The 14,051-nt window shown below is 62.4% G+C and carries 15 protein-coding genes; 9 read left to right on the forward strand and 6 right to left on the reverse strand.

Going from position 1 to position 14,051, the window contains the following annotated elements:
• Positions 1–4 precede the first annotated feature (4 nt).
• The gene (locus tag AWB80_RS18070) at positions 5–736 is read left to right on the forward strand and encodes an aldolase (protein ID WP_061176017.1); all 732 of its coding nucleotides are present in this window, start codon (positions 5–7) and stop codon (positions 734–736) included.
• A 261-nt stretch (positions 737–997) separates the two neighbouring features.
• Here AWB80_RS18070 and AWB80_RS43340 read toward each other — a convergent pair whose 3' ends face one another.
• Entirely contained in the window at positions 998–1,651 is a 654-nt protein-coding gene (locus tag AWB80_RS43340; RefSeq protein WP_143328078.1) for a hypothetical protein, read from the reverse strand.
• A 537-nt stretch (positions 1,652–2,188) separates the two neighbouring features.
• Positions 2,189–2,869, reverse strand: coding sequence for a hypothetical protein (locus AWB80_RS18080; RefSeq protein ID WP_143328079.1), 681 nt, complete (start codon positions 2,867–2,869; stop codon positions 2,189–2,191).
• Positions 2,870–3,697: 828 nt separating this feature from the next.
• Here AWB80_RS18080 and AWB80_RS18085 point away from each other — a divergent pair.
• Positions 3,698–4,003, forward strand: coding sequence for a hypothetical protein (locus AWB80_RS18085; RefSeq protein ID WP_061176020.1), 306 nt, complete (start codon positions 3,698–3,700; stop codon positions 4,001–4,003).
• Positions 4,004–4,010: 7 nt separating this feature from the next.
• On the opposite strand, the gene AWB80_RS44025 is transcribed toward AWB80_RS18085, so the two are convergent.
• Both AWB80_RS44025 and AWB80_RS18090 read right to left on the reverse strand, forming a co-directional pair.
• Entirely contained in the window at positions 4,011–4,175 is a 165-nt protein-coding gene (locus tag AWB80_RS44025) for a hypothetical protein (RefSeq protein ID WP_160147455.1), read from the reverse strand.
• A gap of 60 nt (positions 4,176–4,235) precedes the next feature.
• Positions 4,236–6,140, reverse strand: a complete 1,905-nt coding sequence (locus AWB80_RS18090) for a bifunctional sugar phosphate isomerase/epimerase/4-hydroxyphenylpyruvate dioxygenase family protein (RefSeq protein ID WP_061176054.1) — start codon at positions 6,138–6,140, stop codon at positions 4,236–4,238.
• Positions 6,141–6,415: 275 nt separating this feature from the next.
• Between AWB80_RS18090 and AWB80_RS18095 the strand changes: the two genes are divergently transcribed.
• A complete protein-coding gene (locus tag AWB80_RS18095; RefSeq protein WP_061176021.1) occupies positions 6,416–7,273 on the forward strand; it encodes a shikimate dehydrogenase in 858 nt (285 codons plus the stop codon).
• Positions 7,274–7,344: 71 nt separating this feature from the next.
• On the opposite strand, the gene AWB80_RS18100 is transcribed toward AWB80_RS18095, so the two are convergent.
• A complete protein-coding gene (locus tag AWB80_RS18100) occupies positions 7,345–8,046 on the reverse strand; it encodes a TetR/AcrR family transcriptional regulator (protein WP_425266864.1) in 702 nt (233 codons plus the stop codon).
• A 115-nt stretch (positions 8,047–8,161) separates the two neighbouring features.
• Here AWB80_RS18100 and AWB80_RS18105 point away from each other — a divergent pair, with 115 nt between their 5' ends.
• Positions 8,162–8,554, forward strand: a complete 393-nt coding sequence (locus AWB80_RS18105; protein ID WP_244206571.1) for a hypothetical protein — start codon at positions 8,162–8,164, stop codon at positions 8,552–8,554.
• Here AWB80_RS18105 and AWB80_RS18110 read toward each other — a convergent pair whose 3' ends face one another.
• Entirely contained in the window at positions 8,555–10,033 is a 1,479-nt protein-coding gene (locus tag AWB80_RS18110) for a sensor domain-containing diguanylate cyclase (RefSeq protein WP_087131388.1), read from the reverse strand. It lies immediately after the preceding gene.
• Between the two features lie 312 nt (positions 10,034–10,345).
• Here AWB80_RS18110 and AWB80_RS18115 point away from each other — a divergent pair, with 312 nt between their 5' ends.
• The 5 genes from AWB80_RS18115 (at position 10,346) to AWB80_RS18135 (ending at position 13,935) form a co-directional block, all read left to right on the forward strand.
• The gene (locus AWB80_RS18115) at positions 10,346–10,849 is read left to right on the forward strand and encodes a YbhB/YbcL family Raf kinase inhibitor-like protein (RefSeq protein WP_061176024.1); all 504 of its coding nucleotides are present in this window, start codon (positions 10,346–10,348) and stop codon (positions 10,847–10,849) included.
• A gap of 102 nt (positions 10,850–10,951) precedes the next feature.
• The gene (locus tag AWB80_RS18120) at positions 10,952–12,319 is read left to right on the forward strand and encodes an MFS transporter (RefSeq protein ID WP_061176025.1); all 1,368 of its coding nucleotides are present in this window, start codon (positions 10,952–10,954) and stop codon (positions 12,317–12,319) included.
• An 85-nt stretch (positions 12,320–12,404) separates the two neighbouring features.
• Positions 12,405–12,965, forward strand: a complete 561-nt coding sequence (locus AWB80_RS18125; RefSeq protein WP_061176026.1) for a DUF4142 domain-containing protein — start codon at positions 12,405–12,407, stop codon at positions 12,963–12,965.
• Positions 12,962–13,324, forward strand: a complete 363-nt coding sequence (locus AWB80_RS18130; protein WP_061176027.1) for a DUF1488 family protein — start codon at positions 12,962–12,964, stop codon at positions 13,322–13,324. The genes AWB80_RS18125 and AWB80_RS18130 overlap by 4 nt, the downstream gene beginning before the upstream one ends.
• Before the next feature lie 38 nt (positions 13,325–13,362).
• On the forward strand, positions 13,363–13,935 hold the full coding sequence (locus AWB80_RS18135; protein WP_061176028.1) for a glycine zipper domain-containing protein: 573 nt from the start codon (positions 13,363–13,365) through the stop codon (positions 13,933–13,935).
• Positions 13,936–14,051 lie beyond the last annotated feature (116 nt).

Consider the following 14,051-nt stretch of genomic DNA (forward strand, 5'->3'; position numbering starts at 1 on the left):
ACCGATGAAGCCCCGTGCAACCGTAAGCGAACTTAGTGATGTGCAGCCGTGCGCGCCGCTCGATACATTAGCCGACGCGTGCCGTATCCTCTACGCGAAAGGCCACATGGCTAGCCTGGCCGGACAAATCACGTGGCGCGATGCGCAGGGCCGCGGTTACTGGACGCCTGTGCTCGGCCAGAGCTTCGCACGCTCGAGCTCCACGTCGATGATCCTCGTGGACGACGAGCTGAACGTGCTCGAAGGTTCGGGCGTGCCAAATCCGGCGGTGCGGTTCCATGCATGGGTTTATCGCCATCGGCCTGACGTGCACGCGATCGTTCACACCCATCCGCGTAACATCGCAGCGCTATCTATGCTGGGCATACCGCTGCCCGTCGCGCACATGGACGCGTGCATGTTCCACGACGATTGCGGGTTTCTCTCCGAATGGCCGGGTGTGCCGATCGACGACGAGGAAGGCCGCATCATTACAGCGGCGCTCGGCCGCTACCGGTCGGCACTGCTCGTCAACCATGGTTATATCTGCGCGTGTGCGTCGATCGAGGAGAGCATCTATCTCGCGGTGTCGATGGAGCAAGCGGCGGAGCAGGTGCTGCTCGCGATGGCGGCGGGGACGATCCAGCCGGTAAACGCGGATCTCGCAGCGGCCGCGCATGACTTTCTGCTGCAGCCATCGATTGTCCGGGCAACCTTCGCGTATTGGGCAGAGCAGGCTACGATGCCGGGGTCCTGACAGGGCATCGCAATCAGTTCTCTGCGTGCGACCTTGGCCGGCTGGCCCGCGAGGCTTTGGGATAGACCAGGACGTAGCTGACCACGCACACGGGGCCTGTTGATAGAAAATCTTGGATTGCGTTGGTCGGTACATAGGCGCAGCGGGTGACCAGCCGCCCATCGTCGCACGAGTCGTGATCGGCGCAAGCCGACCCACACCGGCCGTTGCATACCTCCTCAATGCAGTGGCAGCCGGTCGAGTTTACCGGTCAATCTACATTTAGCGCCGTGCATCACACACCGCCGGAACTGTCTCAGGAACGGTATCGAAAAGCCCCTTCATTGGGTTATTTAATTCGTGCTGCGTTTTCTCCAAAATTTCTATCTGCTTATCTACACACGGTTGCAGGTCATCGAGACTCGGAAAATTCACACCCGAGGTGTTCGCGCTCGCAGTGAAAAAAGCAGGTTTGTCGGGAGTCGACTTCTCCCAGCCGGCTATAGTGACCTTATAGTTTTCAGTATGGGCTATAACGATGGCGAACACGTTTGGTATTCTGCCATCAACAAGCAGAGCGACTTTATTGCTGATAAGGTCACTCATGCGCTCATTCGAACGCTGGGCCGTCGTTTGTATGTAGTTCCGCCATACTTTTATATCGTCGACCGTTCGTACGCCGCCGTCAAAGAATACCAACCTGTCCGGGAAGTGGGCTTTATGAAAAATTTCCCACGTTCGTGTATTTTCCAACAGCTCTGCACGCAAAGGCCTGTAAACGACGTTTAACTGAGAATCTACGCGCTTTACTTGATCTTGTCTGTGATCTACTAAAGAATGCAAAAAATAGCCGGCGATTGCAGCTATAAACGACTTCAACAGACCAAAGAATAGCTTGCTCCATGCACCGTTTGTTCTGTCCGATCTTCCAGCCATTTTCTCCTCCGCTCATGGTGTTTGTCGACCATGGCTGCCTTGGGCCGCGCTACAACTTTTTTGCCCTCGCCTCGCACTCGGCCCAGACTAGCGCGGCGCGCTGTCGAGAGTCTCTTAATATGCTCTATCAATTAGGTCTTCCTTTAAAACGGAGGTTGCATGACCTCGAACACAGTAGGGAACGAGCGCATGTGTGGCAATCTACACTTTCGCGAAGGACTACAGCAACTACTGGGATTGGCAAAAGCGGTGGAGCCGTCATACCGAACCGCGCAAAGCGACCGCGGTTTCGCGCGGAACGAATCTTCAACCATCACGCGGTGCAAATGCACGAATGGCAAAAGATGGCGGCCACCCGATCCGCCCCCGTATCGGCCCACGTTGATCGCTCCGCATCCGGCAAAAGTCCGCCGACTCGGAACGAACCGTCGACCTACGAAAGTCAACGGCGTACTCCGAGTTGAAACGGTCGTTCAGTTTACTCTGAACTGGATCGGCGTCGATAGCCAATCGTCCTTGGTTACCCAAATGGATAGCTCAAGACTCGTCGTGGTCAAGTCTCCATGGTTCGTTCACAAGTTCCTTCTTCGCGCCCATCGCCGTAAATGTCATTACCTCCGTCACTCGATACAATGAGATCATCAAACCCCGAAGCTCCTGTCCGGTTGTCTGATAATTGAAGAACTCATTCTTGGCACGATGTCTTAGCGCCGCGTTAGCGCTCGTGAGCTTTGCCTTGAGTGTTGCATTAACAGCCGCTTCAAAGCGATACTGTTCGGTAATAGGATCGGCCTCAGCGAGGCCAGCTTGCATAATCGCATCGTCCCGCGCCACGCAGGCTTCATTGTTGATTTCCATCAACCGGCGTAGATCTTCGTATCTCGCCTGTACGTCCAACAGTCTTGCGAAAAGCTCTCGTTTCCCTTGATTAAGGATAAACGTCAGACTCTTCATGTCGATCACCAGCCATTCCGAGAATGACAAGAAAGAAGGGGATATCTGGAGCCAGTCGGGATACTTGTTCTTTGTGGTTGCCTCGGCCTGGAGGTGGGCGCGGAAGATTACGAAATCCCCGTACTGTTTGGACAAAATCGAGATCGCCATATTGCCAGCAGCAAGATTGGCGCGCTTTTGTTCAACATGGTCAAAATAGCGATTCGAAAGAAATGCTAGACCTGCACCAACAAAACTGCCGAATAGAGTTGAAAAGGCAATCATGGACGGATCTCTTGGTAGCGTAGGTTGGCGCGGACGAACGCATTGTTTCGATGGATTATGCCCTGCCGACGACAAAACCCGCTGTATTCACGTAAATCACGCAGCGACGTTTCAGGCGAACGGCCGCTTTGAGATGTGAAGCTAGCGTTCGAGCGTCCGGGTGCCCGACTTGGTGAACGTCGTGTCTTGGCCGACTGCTGAACTCCGCAGCGGCAGTAGCCATGACAACGGCAGCCGCGTGCAATTGGATACGTCCTGCATTTTGCATGCTTGGTCTACAGTCTTTGAAACTTTTCAGGGCAGACCTTTGACGAGCAACTTCGCCTGCGCCCTGGAATTGAGCCGGCGCAGCGACCTTGAAGATCGAGCACTTAGCGAAGACGCAGAGTGAGTCGTCGGTGAAGCGCCGTGTCGTCTATCCGGCGATACGCAGCGTCTAGAAAAATCTGAGCGTCAAGATGCGAAGGCAACATCAAAAAGAACGACTACCGATGTTTCGCAATGGGGTCCGTTCAGCTATCGAGGATTCCTCGTTCCACCCCTCGCCAAAATAAGACGACTTCAGCATCGTGCTACGGATTTGCTACAGCGAGACGCACGAAGCTTGACTGACAGGCGTTGCGCCCATCATTCCACCCCGTGAACTACGGGGAGCGGACCGCGCCCGGCCGATGCGTCGGCGAGCGAGCGCAGAGTATAGCAAACGCTATCGGCGGGATCGGCTTGAACGCGAAGAAAATCGGACGCTTCAACACGTGTCGATAAAAATCGCGAAAACCAAGGGTTTATCCCTATCAAGTCGCGTCGAAGTCTGCCGCCATCGGAGTAATGGACCCATTTCCCGATATCAAGCCGCAGGGCGCGTTTTCGGCGTTGCTGGCAGACCAGGACCTGACGCACCTCGAACGGGTGTTGCGTCGTTCATTGTCGTGCGATCTCGGCGGGCCGTTGCTGCCGCCTTCGTACTGGCGCGAGCGGCTGGCTTCCATCACGCGCCAGTCGCATCTCTCTCACACGCAGATTCAGACGGTTCACCGCCTGTATCTGCATATCGACGCGTTCGAAGCCGCCGGGCGCGAACGCGAACAAGCGCCCGCCGTCGCTGCCGGCCGCGGGACGTCTTCAGGCGTCTGAGCGCGCTTCAATGACGATGCCTGAGCCACCATTCGCGCAACGGATGCCGATGCGCGTGATCGCGCGCCGCCACGCGCTTGCGATGCTCATCGCGCCAATCCTGCGCGAGCAGCACGATGACGATCGTCGCGAGGCACGCGAGCCCGACGAAAATGCTCGAAAAATCCCACATGGCGCCCTCCTGCTTTTCGATGCCGCCATGCCTGAATTCTAGGTCACGGCGCGCGCCATCTCACGCCGCCTGACGCGCGCGCTGCTGCTGTTGCGCGTGCGCCGCGAGCCGCACCGCCGCGTTGGCCGCGCCATAGCCATCGTAGCCGCCGCGCCGCTCGATCACCTCCAGGAAGAAGCGCTGATCGAGCTGCTCCGTGTACGCATGAAAGAACTCGCCGCCGCGTTCGTCGCGATCGTAGAGGATGTTGTGCTCGTGCATCTGGTCGATCTGCTCGTCGGGCAGGCCGAAGCGCGCGACCAGGTCGTCGTAGTAGTTGCGCGGGATGCGCAGGAATTTGACGCCATCGGCTTCCAGGCGGGGAATCGCGTCGAAGATATCCGGCGTGCTGAACGCGACATGATTCAGGCCCGAGCCGCGATACGTCGACAGCGACTCCGACACCGCCGTATAACGGTCCACCGAAGCATTCAGCGCGATACGCACCGAGCCGTCGCGGCTGCGCACCGCCCGGCTGCGCACGAGTCCGTACGGATCGGGCACGAGCACGGCGGCCTCGGTCTCGAAGCCGAACGCGCTACGGAAAAACAGCACCCACGTATCGAGCGCGTCGGCGGGCAGCGAAAGGCATACGTGATCGATACGAGAAAGCGGCCCCACTTCATACGGCCCGTCGATATCGGTCAGGATGAAATCGGACTCCCAGAGCGTCGGGCCGCCGGGCGCTTCGTCGACGAAATAATCGAGGCTGCCGTCGGGCGACTGCACGCCCGGCACCACGCGCTCGTTCGGGCCTACGGTTCCCGAGAACGGTTTCGATCCATAGGCCGCGGCGCGTTCGAACGCCAGCTTCGCGTCGTCGACATGAAACGCGGACGCGCACAGCGACAAGCCGTGCTTCTGGAAAAACGCGCTCGCGAACGAATCGGCTTCCGCATTGAGCACGATCGAGCCCGCGCCATGCCGGTACAGCGCGACATCCTTCGAGCGATGCTTGCCCGCGAGCCTGAAGCCGAGCCGACCGAGCCATTGCGCGAGATGCTCGCGCGTGGAGTCGTCGACGGCGAATTCGAGAAACTGGAAGCCTATGTGCTCGGGCGGCGCGGGCGGGTTGAACAGTTCGGGCGGCACTTCCTTGCCCATCGCGCCCATCAGTTCGCGCGTCTGCTCTTCGAGAAAACGCAGCGAGCGATGACCATCCGCCGCCGTGATCGCGGTGGGCGCGGCGCGAAAGCCATCGTTGAAGATTTCCAGCGACAGCGGCCCCTTGTAGCCCGCTTCGAGCACGCGCGCCGTGAAGCCCGCGACATCGAACGCGCCCTGCCCCGGAAAGCACCGATAGTGACGGCTCCATTCGAGCACGTCCATCGCGAGCAAGGGCGCATCGGCGATCTGCACGAACGCGATGCGATCGCCCGGAATCGATGCGATCTCCTCCACCGAATCGCGGATCGACAGGGTGTGGAAGGTATCGAGCGCAAGCCCCAGGCTCGGATGGTTCACCGCGTCGACGAGCTTCCACGCGTGCTTGTACGAGTTCACATAGCGGCCCCACGCGAGCGCTTCGTACGCGACGATCACGCCCGCCTGCTCCGCAATGTTCGCGAGCACGCCGAGTTGATCGGTGATCAGCGCGTCGTCGCGAATCGTGTCGGGCGACACGTTGCTGCACACGAGAATGCGGTCCGTGCCGAGTTCGTGCATCAGCTCGAACTTGCGTTTCGCGCGCTCGACGTTCCGTGCGAGCCGCTCGGGGCTCACGCCGTCGAAATCGCGGAACGGCTGGAACAGATAGATCTCCAGGCCGAGGTCGGCGCACATGCGGCGCACGTCGGCGGGCGTGCCGTCGAAATACAGCAGATCGTTCTCGAAGATCTCGACGCCGTCGAAGCCGGCGGCCTTGATGGCTCGCAGCTTCTCGGGAAGCGTGCCGCTGATGGATACCGTCGCGATGGATGTCCGGATTGAACGCAGCATCGCTGCCTCCTGATTGCAGATGCGGATGGATCGGGTGCGGTTGCTGTCAGTGTAGGACGTCCGCGCCGGGGACGACGGATAACAAACGCGCAAATCCTCGCCCACGCGCGCAATCCATCTCATTCTGCGAGATAATAACAAACTAACTAGACCGTACAAATTAGTGAAAACACGAACCGACAAGGTTCGCGCGCACGTTCACACTGGGACCTATTCAATTTCGCACTGCAGCATGCAGTGCTCATCGATGCCGGAGCGCTCGCATGACCAACAAGACTTCGTACCTCATCGGCCTGATCGGATCGGGCATCGGCGGCTCGCTCACGCCGGCCATGCACGAAAAGGAAGGCGCCAATCTCGGGCTCAATTACGTATACCGGCGCATCGACCTGCAGGCGCTGGAGCTTGCGCCGACCGCCCTGCCCGACCTGCTCGACGCCGCCGAACGCATGGGCTACGACGGCCTGAACATCACGTATCCGTGCAAGCAAAGCGTGATCCCGTTGCTCGATGACCTCGATGCCGACGCGCGCGCGCTCGGCGCCGTGAACACGGTGGTGCTGAAGGACGGCAAGCGCATCGGCTACAACACGGACTGGTCGGGCTTCGCGCGCGCGTTCCAGCGTGGCCTGCCCGGCGCGCCGCTCGAGCGCGTCGTGCAGCTCGGCGCGGGCGGCGCGGGCGCCGCCGTCGCGCACGCAGCGCTCACGATGGGCGCGCGTGAACTCACGCTGTTCGACTCCGACGCCGCACGCGCGGCCGCGCTCGCCGCCGAACTCGGCGCGCGCTTTGCCGATCGCGTCGTGAAAAGCGGCGGCGATCTGCGCGAGACGCTCGCCAGCGCGAGCGGCCTCATCCACGCGACGCCGACCGGCATGGCGAAGCTGCCGGGCATGCCATTGCCCGCCGAGTATCTGCACAAGGAATTGTGGGTCGCGGAAATCGTCTATTTCCCGCTCGAAACCGAACTGCTGAAAGCGGCGAAAGCGCTCGGCTGCCGCACCGTGAGCGGCGGCGGCATGGCGGTGTGCCAGGCGGTCGATGCCTTGCGCATCTTCACCGGCTGCGAGCCGGACGCCGAGCGCATGTTCGCGCATTTCCAGACCTTGCTGGAACGCTAAAGCCTGATAGCGACGAAAAAACGGCGACCGCGTGAGCGTGTCGCCGTTTTGTCACCTGCGCGAAGAATCGATCAGCCGTCGCGCCGCATGTAGCGCAACACAGCATCGACGATCATCTCGCGATGACGCGCACGCGAGCGCACGCCCGACGGATCGCGCCCGAAGGCCGCACCCCACGTATGACGGTTGGCCACGCGGTGAAAGCAGAACGAGCTGATCATCAGATGCAGATCGATCGGGTCGACGTCGTCGCGAAACTTGGCCGCCGCGACACCGCGCGCGATGAGATCCTCGATGGTCTTCACGACCGTCGAATTGCGCGACTTGAAGGTCTTCGACAGTTCGATGTACTTCGCGCCATGAATGTTTTCGATGGTCACGAGCCGCACGAAATCGCGATGCTTGTCGTGATAGTCGAACGTGAAGCCGACGAATTCGCGCAGCGCTTCCTCCGGGTCCATCTCCGCGAGCTGCAACTCCTGTTCGAGCGCGCGGATATCGCCGTAGACCTGCTCCAGAACCGCTTCGTACAGCCCTTCCTTGCTGCCGAAGTAGTAGTACAGCATGCGCTTCGTGGTGTTGGTGCGCTCCGCGATGGCGTCGACGCGCGCGCCCGCGAGGCCCATCGCCGAAAACTCCTGCGTGGCGATGTCGAGAATGTTCCGCTTGGTCTCCTCAGGATCGTACTTGCGCCGCCCTTCTACTGTGGTCGACGAGGGCGCAGGACTGGCGGCCTTGCTTCCTTTTTTCATTTTTCTGTCTGAGAACGGCATTGAAAATCGATTCTAGCACGCGATATTGGCGCATCCTCGCCATAACAGGCGTTCCACGCCGAAGGCTTCACCTATAATTTTTCCACCCCGCGAACAAATCGAAAATCACATGTGCATGAAGCGTTCTAGCCTGCTCGCCGCCGCGTTTCTCAGTGTGTCGTTTTGCGCGCTGGCGCAGACCGCGCTGCCGCCCGGCCACCCGTCGTCGAAGCAACTGATGGCCGCCGAAGGCGTCATGACGAGCGCGAACATCGCGCGCGGCGCCGCCGACGTGTGTCATATCGATGCCGCGAAAGTCGCCCGTTTCAAGGACGTCGTCCGCACGAGCTATCCCGACGCACCCGATTTCGACGGCGAATGGAAGCTCGGTCTCGCGCAGGCGCAGCCGACCGTCGATCGCTTCGCCAAGCTCAGGACGAGCAATCCCGCCGAGTACAAGAAGGAGATCGGCGAGGCGTGCCCGGCGCTCGATCGCGGTATCGACGAAGTCACGCAGCAGCAGCAGTAATCACGCGCTCCTGCCGTCGTAATGCGCGCGCTTCTCGGCGTACATGGCGGCGTCGGCGCGTTGCAAAGTCGGTTCGAGGCGTTCGCCTTCGTGCGCGGTGGCCGCGCCCATCGCGAAGGATAACGGCATGCCCGAATAGAACTGGTTGTTCACTTCGAGCAACTGGCGAATGCTGTCGATGACCGCTTCACCGCCACGCTCGTCGGTGCCGGGCAGCAGCACCATGAACTCGTCGCCGCCGATGCGCGCCGCCTGGAACGGCTTCTCCACCGCCTTGCCGAGCACTTCGCCCGCGCGGCGCAGAAGCGCATCGCCGGCGGCGTGACCCAGTTGATCGTTGACGGCCTTGAGCCCGTTGACATCGACGGCGACCGCCGTGACCGGAAACGGTCCCTTGCGCTCCAGGCGATTGATCTCGTCGATGTAGAACGAGCGGTTCTTGAGCTTCGTGAGCACGTCGTGCTTGCCGAGAAACTCCAGATACGCCTCGGCCTTCTTGCGCGCGGTGATGTCCGTCAGCGCGATCAGCACGAGATCCCAGCGCGCTTCATGTCCCGGAAACACCGAGAACTGCAGATGCACGTGCACTTCGTTGCCATCGAGCGAATAGTTGAGCACCTCGCGCTGATGAAACAGCTTGCCGTCCCACAACTCGATCAGCTGTTCCTGGAAGTGCTGCTGCATGTCGTCGCGGAACACGTCGGGCAGGCGCGAGAGCAGCGTGGCCTTGTCGGGGGCGGCGAACATGCGCAGCGTGTGCTGATTCACGTCGCGCACGTGGATTTCCTGCATGCAGCGCTCGACGAACTCCGGATGCACGTTGGTGAACGTTCGAAAGTCGACGATGCCGCGTTCGCGCACATCGTCGAGCAGCGCCTTCACGGAACTGAAATCTTCCACCCACAGCGACACCGGCGAATGCTCGAACAGCCCGCGCGCGTATAGCTCGCTCGCGGCGGCCGTGCGGCGCATCGCTTCGAGCTCGGTGATGTCCTCGATGGTGACGAGCACGCGGCTCCACGTATCCTCGTGTCCCGGCAGGATGACCGCCTTCAACAGCACGTCGAGGCGCTTGCCGTCGAGCGTGTAGTTGACGGTCTGGCTGACGAAGCGCGGCTTGCCGGACCAAAGTTGTTCGAGTTCGTCGACGTGCGTGGTGAGCATGTCGTCGCGAAACACGCGATCCAGGTTCTGCACGAGATGATCGACGTCCTTCGCGTGAAACAGCGACAGCGTGCGCTGATTGACCTTCACGACGCGAATGCGCGACGAGCACTCCGCGATGCGTTCGGGATTCTCGGCGAGAAACGCACGCAGATCGGTGACGCCCGCCGCGCGCCAGCGCTCGAACTGCTCGCGCACTGCACTGAAATCCTCGAGCCAGAGGGAGACGGGCGCGAGGTCGAACATGTCGGCATCGTCCTCCGGCACGCCCGCCGGCATGAATTGACCGGCAGCGCGGCGCGGGTCGTTTGGCATGGTCGTCCTTTCGGCTCGCGCCGGCTCAAAATGGGTCGCGGAATTCATCTCATTATTGTAGCGCGCGTCATGTTTCGAGGGCCGAATCGACGCCGCGCCGGTGACGGGGCGCGGCGTTCGCGCCCGTGCCGGATATCGGGGGCGGATGCTACACTCGATTGGCTTAGCCCGCGCCGCGCGCATGATTTTCGGGGCGCACGCTCGGGCACGTTTGCTGCACGCGCACGCATGACCGCGCGACTTCGACTTCACGCAGTCCGGCGCGCTGTGCCGCATCCATTCACATCGCTAGAAGAAGGAGGCACGACTCTCATGGCTGATTTCCGCATCTGGTCCGACGAATTTCCGGCCAACGGCTTCATGACGCACGCGCAGGAGTTCGACCAGCAGGCGTTCGGCGGCTCGGGCGATAACGTTTCCCCGGCGCTGCAATGGGAAGATCCTCCCGCCGACACGCACAGTCTCGCGCTCACCGTCTACGATCCGGACGCGCCCACGGGCAGCGGCTTCTGGCACTGGATCGTCGTCAATATTCCGCCCGACACGCGCTCGCTGCCGCGCGACGCCGGCAAGGCCGACGGCAGTCTGCTGCCGCCAGGCGCGCTACAGCTTCGCAACGACTACGGCACGGTCGGCTTCGGCGGCGCGGCGCCGCCGCGTGGCGACAAGCCGCATCGCTACATCTTCCGCATTCATGCGCTCTCGGCGGAAAACCTGCCGCTCGACATCAACACGACCAACGCGGTCGCGCGCTTCATGACGCATTTGAACGAGATCGACTCGGCGACCTACACCGGCCTATACGAACTGAAGTAAGCGCCACGCACGGCGCGGCCCGCTGCGGCCGCGCCGCCGCACTCCAAGCCATTTGAAAACGGCGCGCCCTACAATGCGCCGCCCGCCACTTTCCGCCCATCGATGGATTCCGATCAAGGTCTGCCGCTGCCCCAGCGATACTGGGCCATCGCCGTCGTCGCGCTCGGCATCACGCTCGCGGTGCTCGATGGCGCCATCGCCAACGTCGCGCTGCCGACCATCGCGCGCAATCTGAACGCATCGCCCGCCGATTCCATCTGGGTCGTCAACGCGTATCAGCTCGCCATCACCATTTCGCTGCTGCCGCTCGCGTCGCTGGGCGATCGTATCGGCTACCGGCGCGTGTACATGGCGGGGCTCGCGCTGTTCACGGTGTCGTCGTTCGCGTGCGCGCTGTCGGGCTCGCTCGTCACGCTCACCATCGCGCGCGTCGTGCAGGGCTTCGGCGCGGCGGGCATCATGAGCGTCAACACGGCGCTGGTGCGCATCATCTATCCGCAGGATCAGCTCGGGCGCGGCGTGTCGATCAACGCGACGGTCGTCGCGATTTCGTCGGTGATCGGGCCGACGGTCGCCTCGGGCGTGCTCGCTGTCGCGACCTGGCCGTGGCTTTTCGCGATCAACGTGCCGATCGGCCTCGCGGCCTTCGCGATCGGCTGGAAGTCGATGCCGCGCACGCCGGGGCATCGGCAGCCGTACGACTACATCAGCGCGATCATGAACGCGCTGTTCTTCGGCATTGCGATCGTCGCGGTCGATGGCTTCGGGCACGGCGAGCACCGGCCGTATCTCGTCGGCGAGCTGATCGCGACGGCGGTCATCGGCTACTTCTTCGTGAAGCGGCAACTGACGCAAAGCGCGCCGCTTCTGCCCGTCGATCTGATGCGTATTCCGGTGTTCGCGCTGTCGGTCGCCGCGTCGGTGTGTTCGTTTTGCGCGCAGATGCTCGCGTTCGTTTCGCTGCCGTTTCTGCTGCAGGACACGCTCGGCATGAGCCAGGTCGAGACCGGCTTTCTGATGACGCCGTGGCCGCTCGTCATCGTGTTCGTCGCACCGCTCGCGGGCGTGCTCGCGGATCGCTATTCGGCCGGGCTGCTCGGCGGCATCGGCCTCGCGATTCTCACGGTCGGACTAGTGCTGCTCGCGAGCGTCGGCGCGCATCCGGGCGCGTTCGACATCGCCTGGCGCATGGCCGTCTGCGGGCTCGGCTTCGGACTTTTCCAGTCGCCCAACAATCGTCAGATGCTCGCGTCCGCGCCACGCCATCGCAGCGGCGGCGCGAGCGGCATGCTCGGCACCGCGCGCCTCACCGGGCAGACGCTGGGCGCAGCGCTCGTCGCGCTGATCTTCGGCCTCGCGCCAAAGCAAGGCGCGGTGATCGCGCTCGCCGTCGCAGCGGCGTTCGCGGCGGCCGCCGGCGTGGTCAGCGTGCTGAGGCTCACCGGCAAACGCAGCGTCGAGCCGGCCTGACGCATTTTTCGCGCTGGGCACAGCCTTTGCTGAATTTCGGGCGAGCATTCCGCAGTCGCGGAAGGTCGCACCGGAGCGAAAGCCGATGCCGAATTCGTCGATGTCATACGCCCGCGCGGTCGCGTTGTCGCTGGCCGTCGCCGCCGCAAGCGCGTCAGCCGCGCAAGCCCAGACCGAACGCGCCGCCGCGAGCGCCGTGCAGAGCGAGAAGCTCTCGCCCGTCGATCAGCAGTTCCTGCAGGACGCCGGCCAGGCGGGCGCGACGGAAATCGCCGCGAGCAAGCTCGCCCTCACCCATGCGAGCGACCGGCAGGTGCGGGAATTCGCACAGCGAATGATCGTCGATCACACCAAGCTCGCGCGCAATCTCGACGTGCTCGCGAAACGCCACGGCATCACCGCGCCGCCCGCAGCCGATTCGGCCGTGATCGGCAGCCTGCAAAATCTTCAGGGCGCGGAGTTCGACAAGGCCTATATTGAAAAGGTAGCCGTGGGCGGGCATCAGAAGGCCGTCGAACTGTTCAGGAAAGAGAGCGAAAGCGGCAATGACACCGCGATGAAGGCCGCCGCGAGCAAGGCGCTGCCGGTCATCAGCCATCACTACGAGATGGCGCAGCAGCTCGCGAAAGCGAAGGCGGCATCATGAGCACCGCGCATGTCGCCGCGCTCGCTGCCGCCTCCCGTTCGACTTCCCGCCCCGCCTATGAGGACTCGACCATGCACATCACGTTTGCAGACGAAGCCCCCGTTTATGACGGCGACGACCTCGCGGTCCACTTCGCCGCGCTCATCGACGGCGAGCCGGTCGTATGCTCGATCAGCGCCGAAGCGCTCGAAGATCACTTCGGCGCGGAGTCGCCACGCGAGGAACATCTGCTCGACGCGTTCACGCGCGGCTCGGCGCGCATCCGCGCGGTGTGCGCCGAAGTGCTCGACGACAACGGCGGCCAGCCCGTCGTGCTGAGGAGCGGCCTGTTCCGCGTCGCGGGCATGGAGCCGGATTAACGGACTCGCCATCCACCCAAAGCCAACAAGGAGGGAACATGTCCCTGATCATTGCGGGCCGATTTCAGACCTTTCGCGCCGCCGAAACGGCAGCCCAGAAGCTATTTTCGCGCGGCTTCATCGAAGAAGACGTGACGCTCTTTTTCGTCAATCCGAGCGGCCAGCATGCGCGCTATCCGGTCGGCGGCGATGTCGGCACGGATGCAGGCGCGAGCGCCGCGCCCAAGGGCGCCGGCAAGGGTGTGACGATCGGCGCGGTCGCCGGCGCCGTGGTGGGCGCGGCGATCTTCGCGGTCTTTCATGCGCCGTTACTCGTCTCGGTGATCGCGGCTGGCGTCGGCGCGTACGTTGGCTCGCTCGTCGGCGCGATGTCGCATACGAAAAAGCCCGGTCATGCCGGGCATGCCGAGGAACCTGCGCGCCATGCAGGGGTGCTGGTCGCCGTGCATGTATCGCCGGAAACGCAGGAACAGGCAGCAAGCGCGCTGCGCGAAGCGGGCGGCATGGATGTCGAGCGCGCGTCGGGCCGCTGGCAGCAAGGCCGCTGGAGCGACTTCGATCCGCTGCAGCCGCCGCATCCGGTCGGCGAGTTCGCGCACACGCGCGCGTGAGTCGTCTCTCTGGATATCTCGATGATGACGCCCGCTTCGTGAACTGCACCCCAAAAGTTGGACACAGATCCAACCTTTGGGGTGTTTTTCATGGCGAAGTACAGCGAGGGATTCAG

It is taken from the genome of Caballeronia pedi, from assembly GCF_001544915.2.
GTDB lineage: Bacteria > Pseudomonadota > Gammaproteobacteria > Burkholderiales > Burkholderiaceae > Caballeronia > Caballeronia pedi.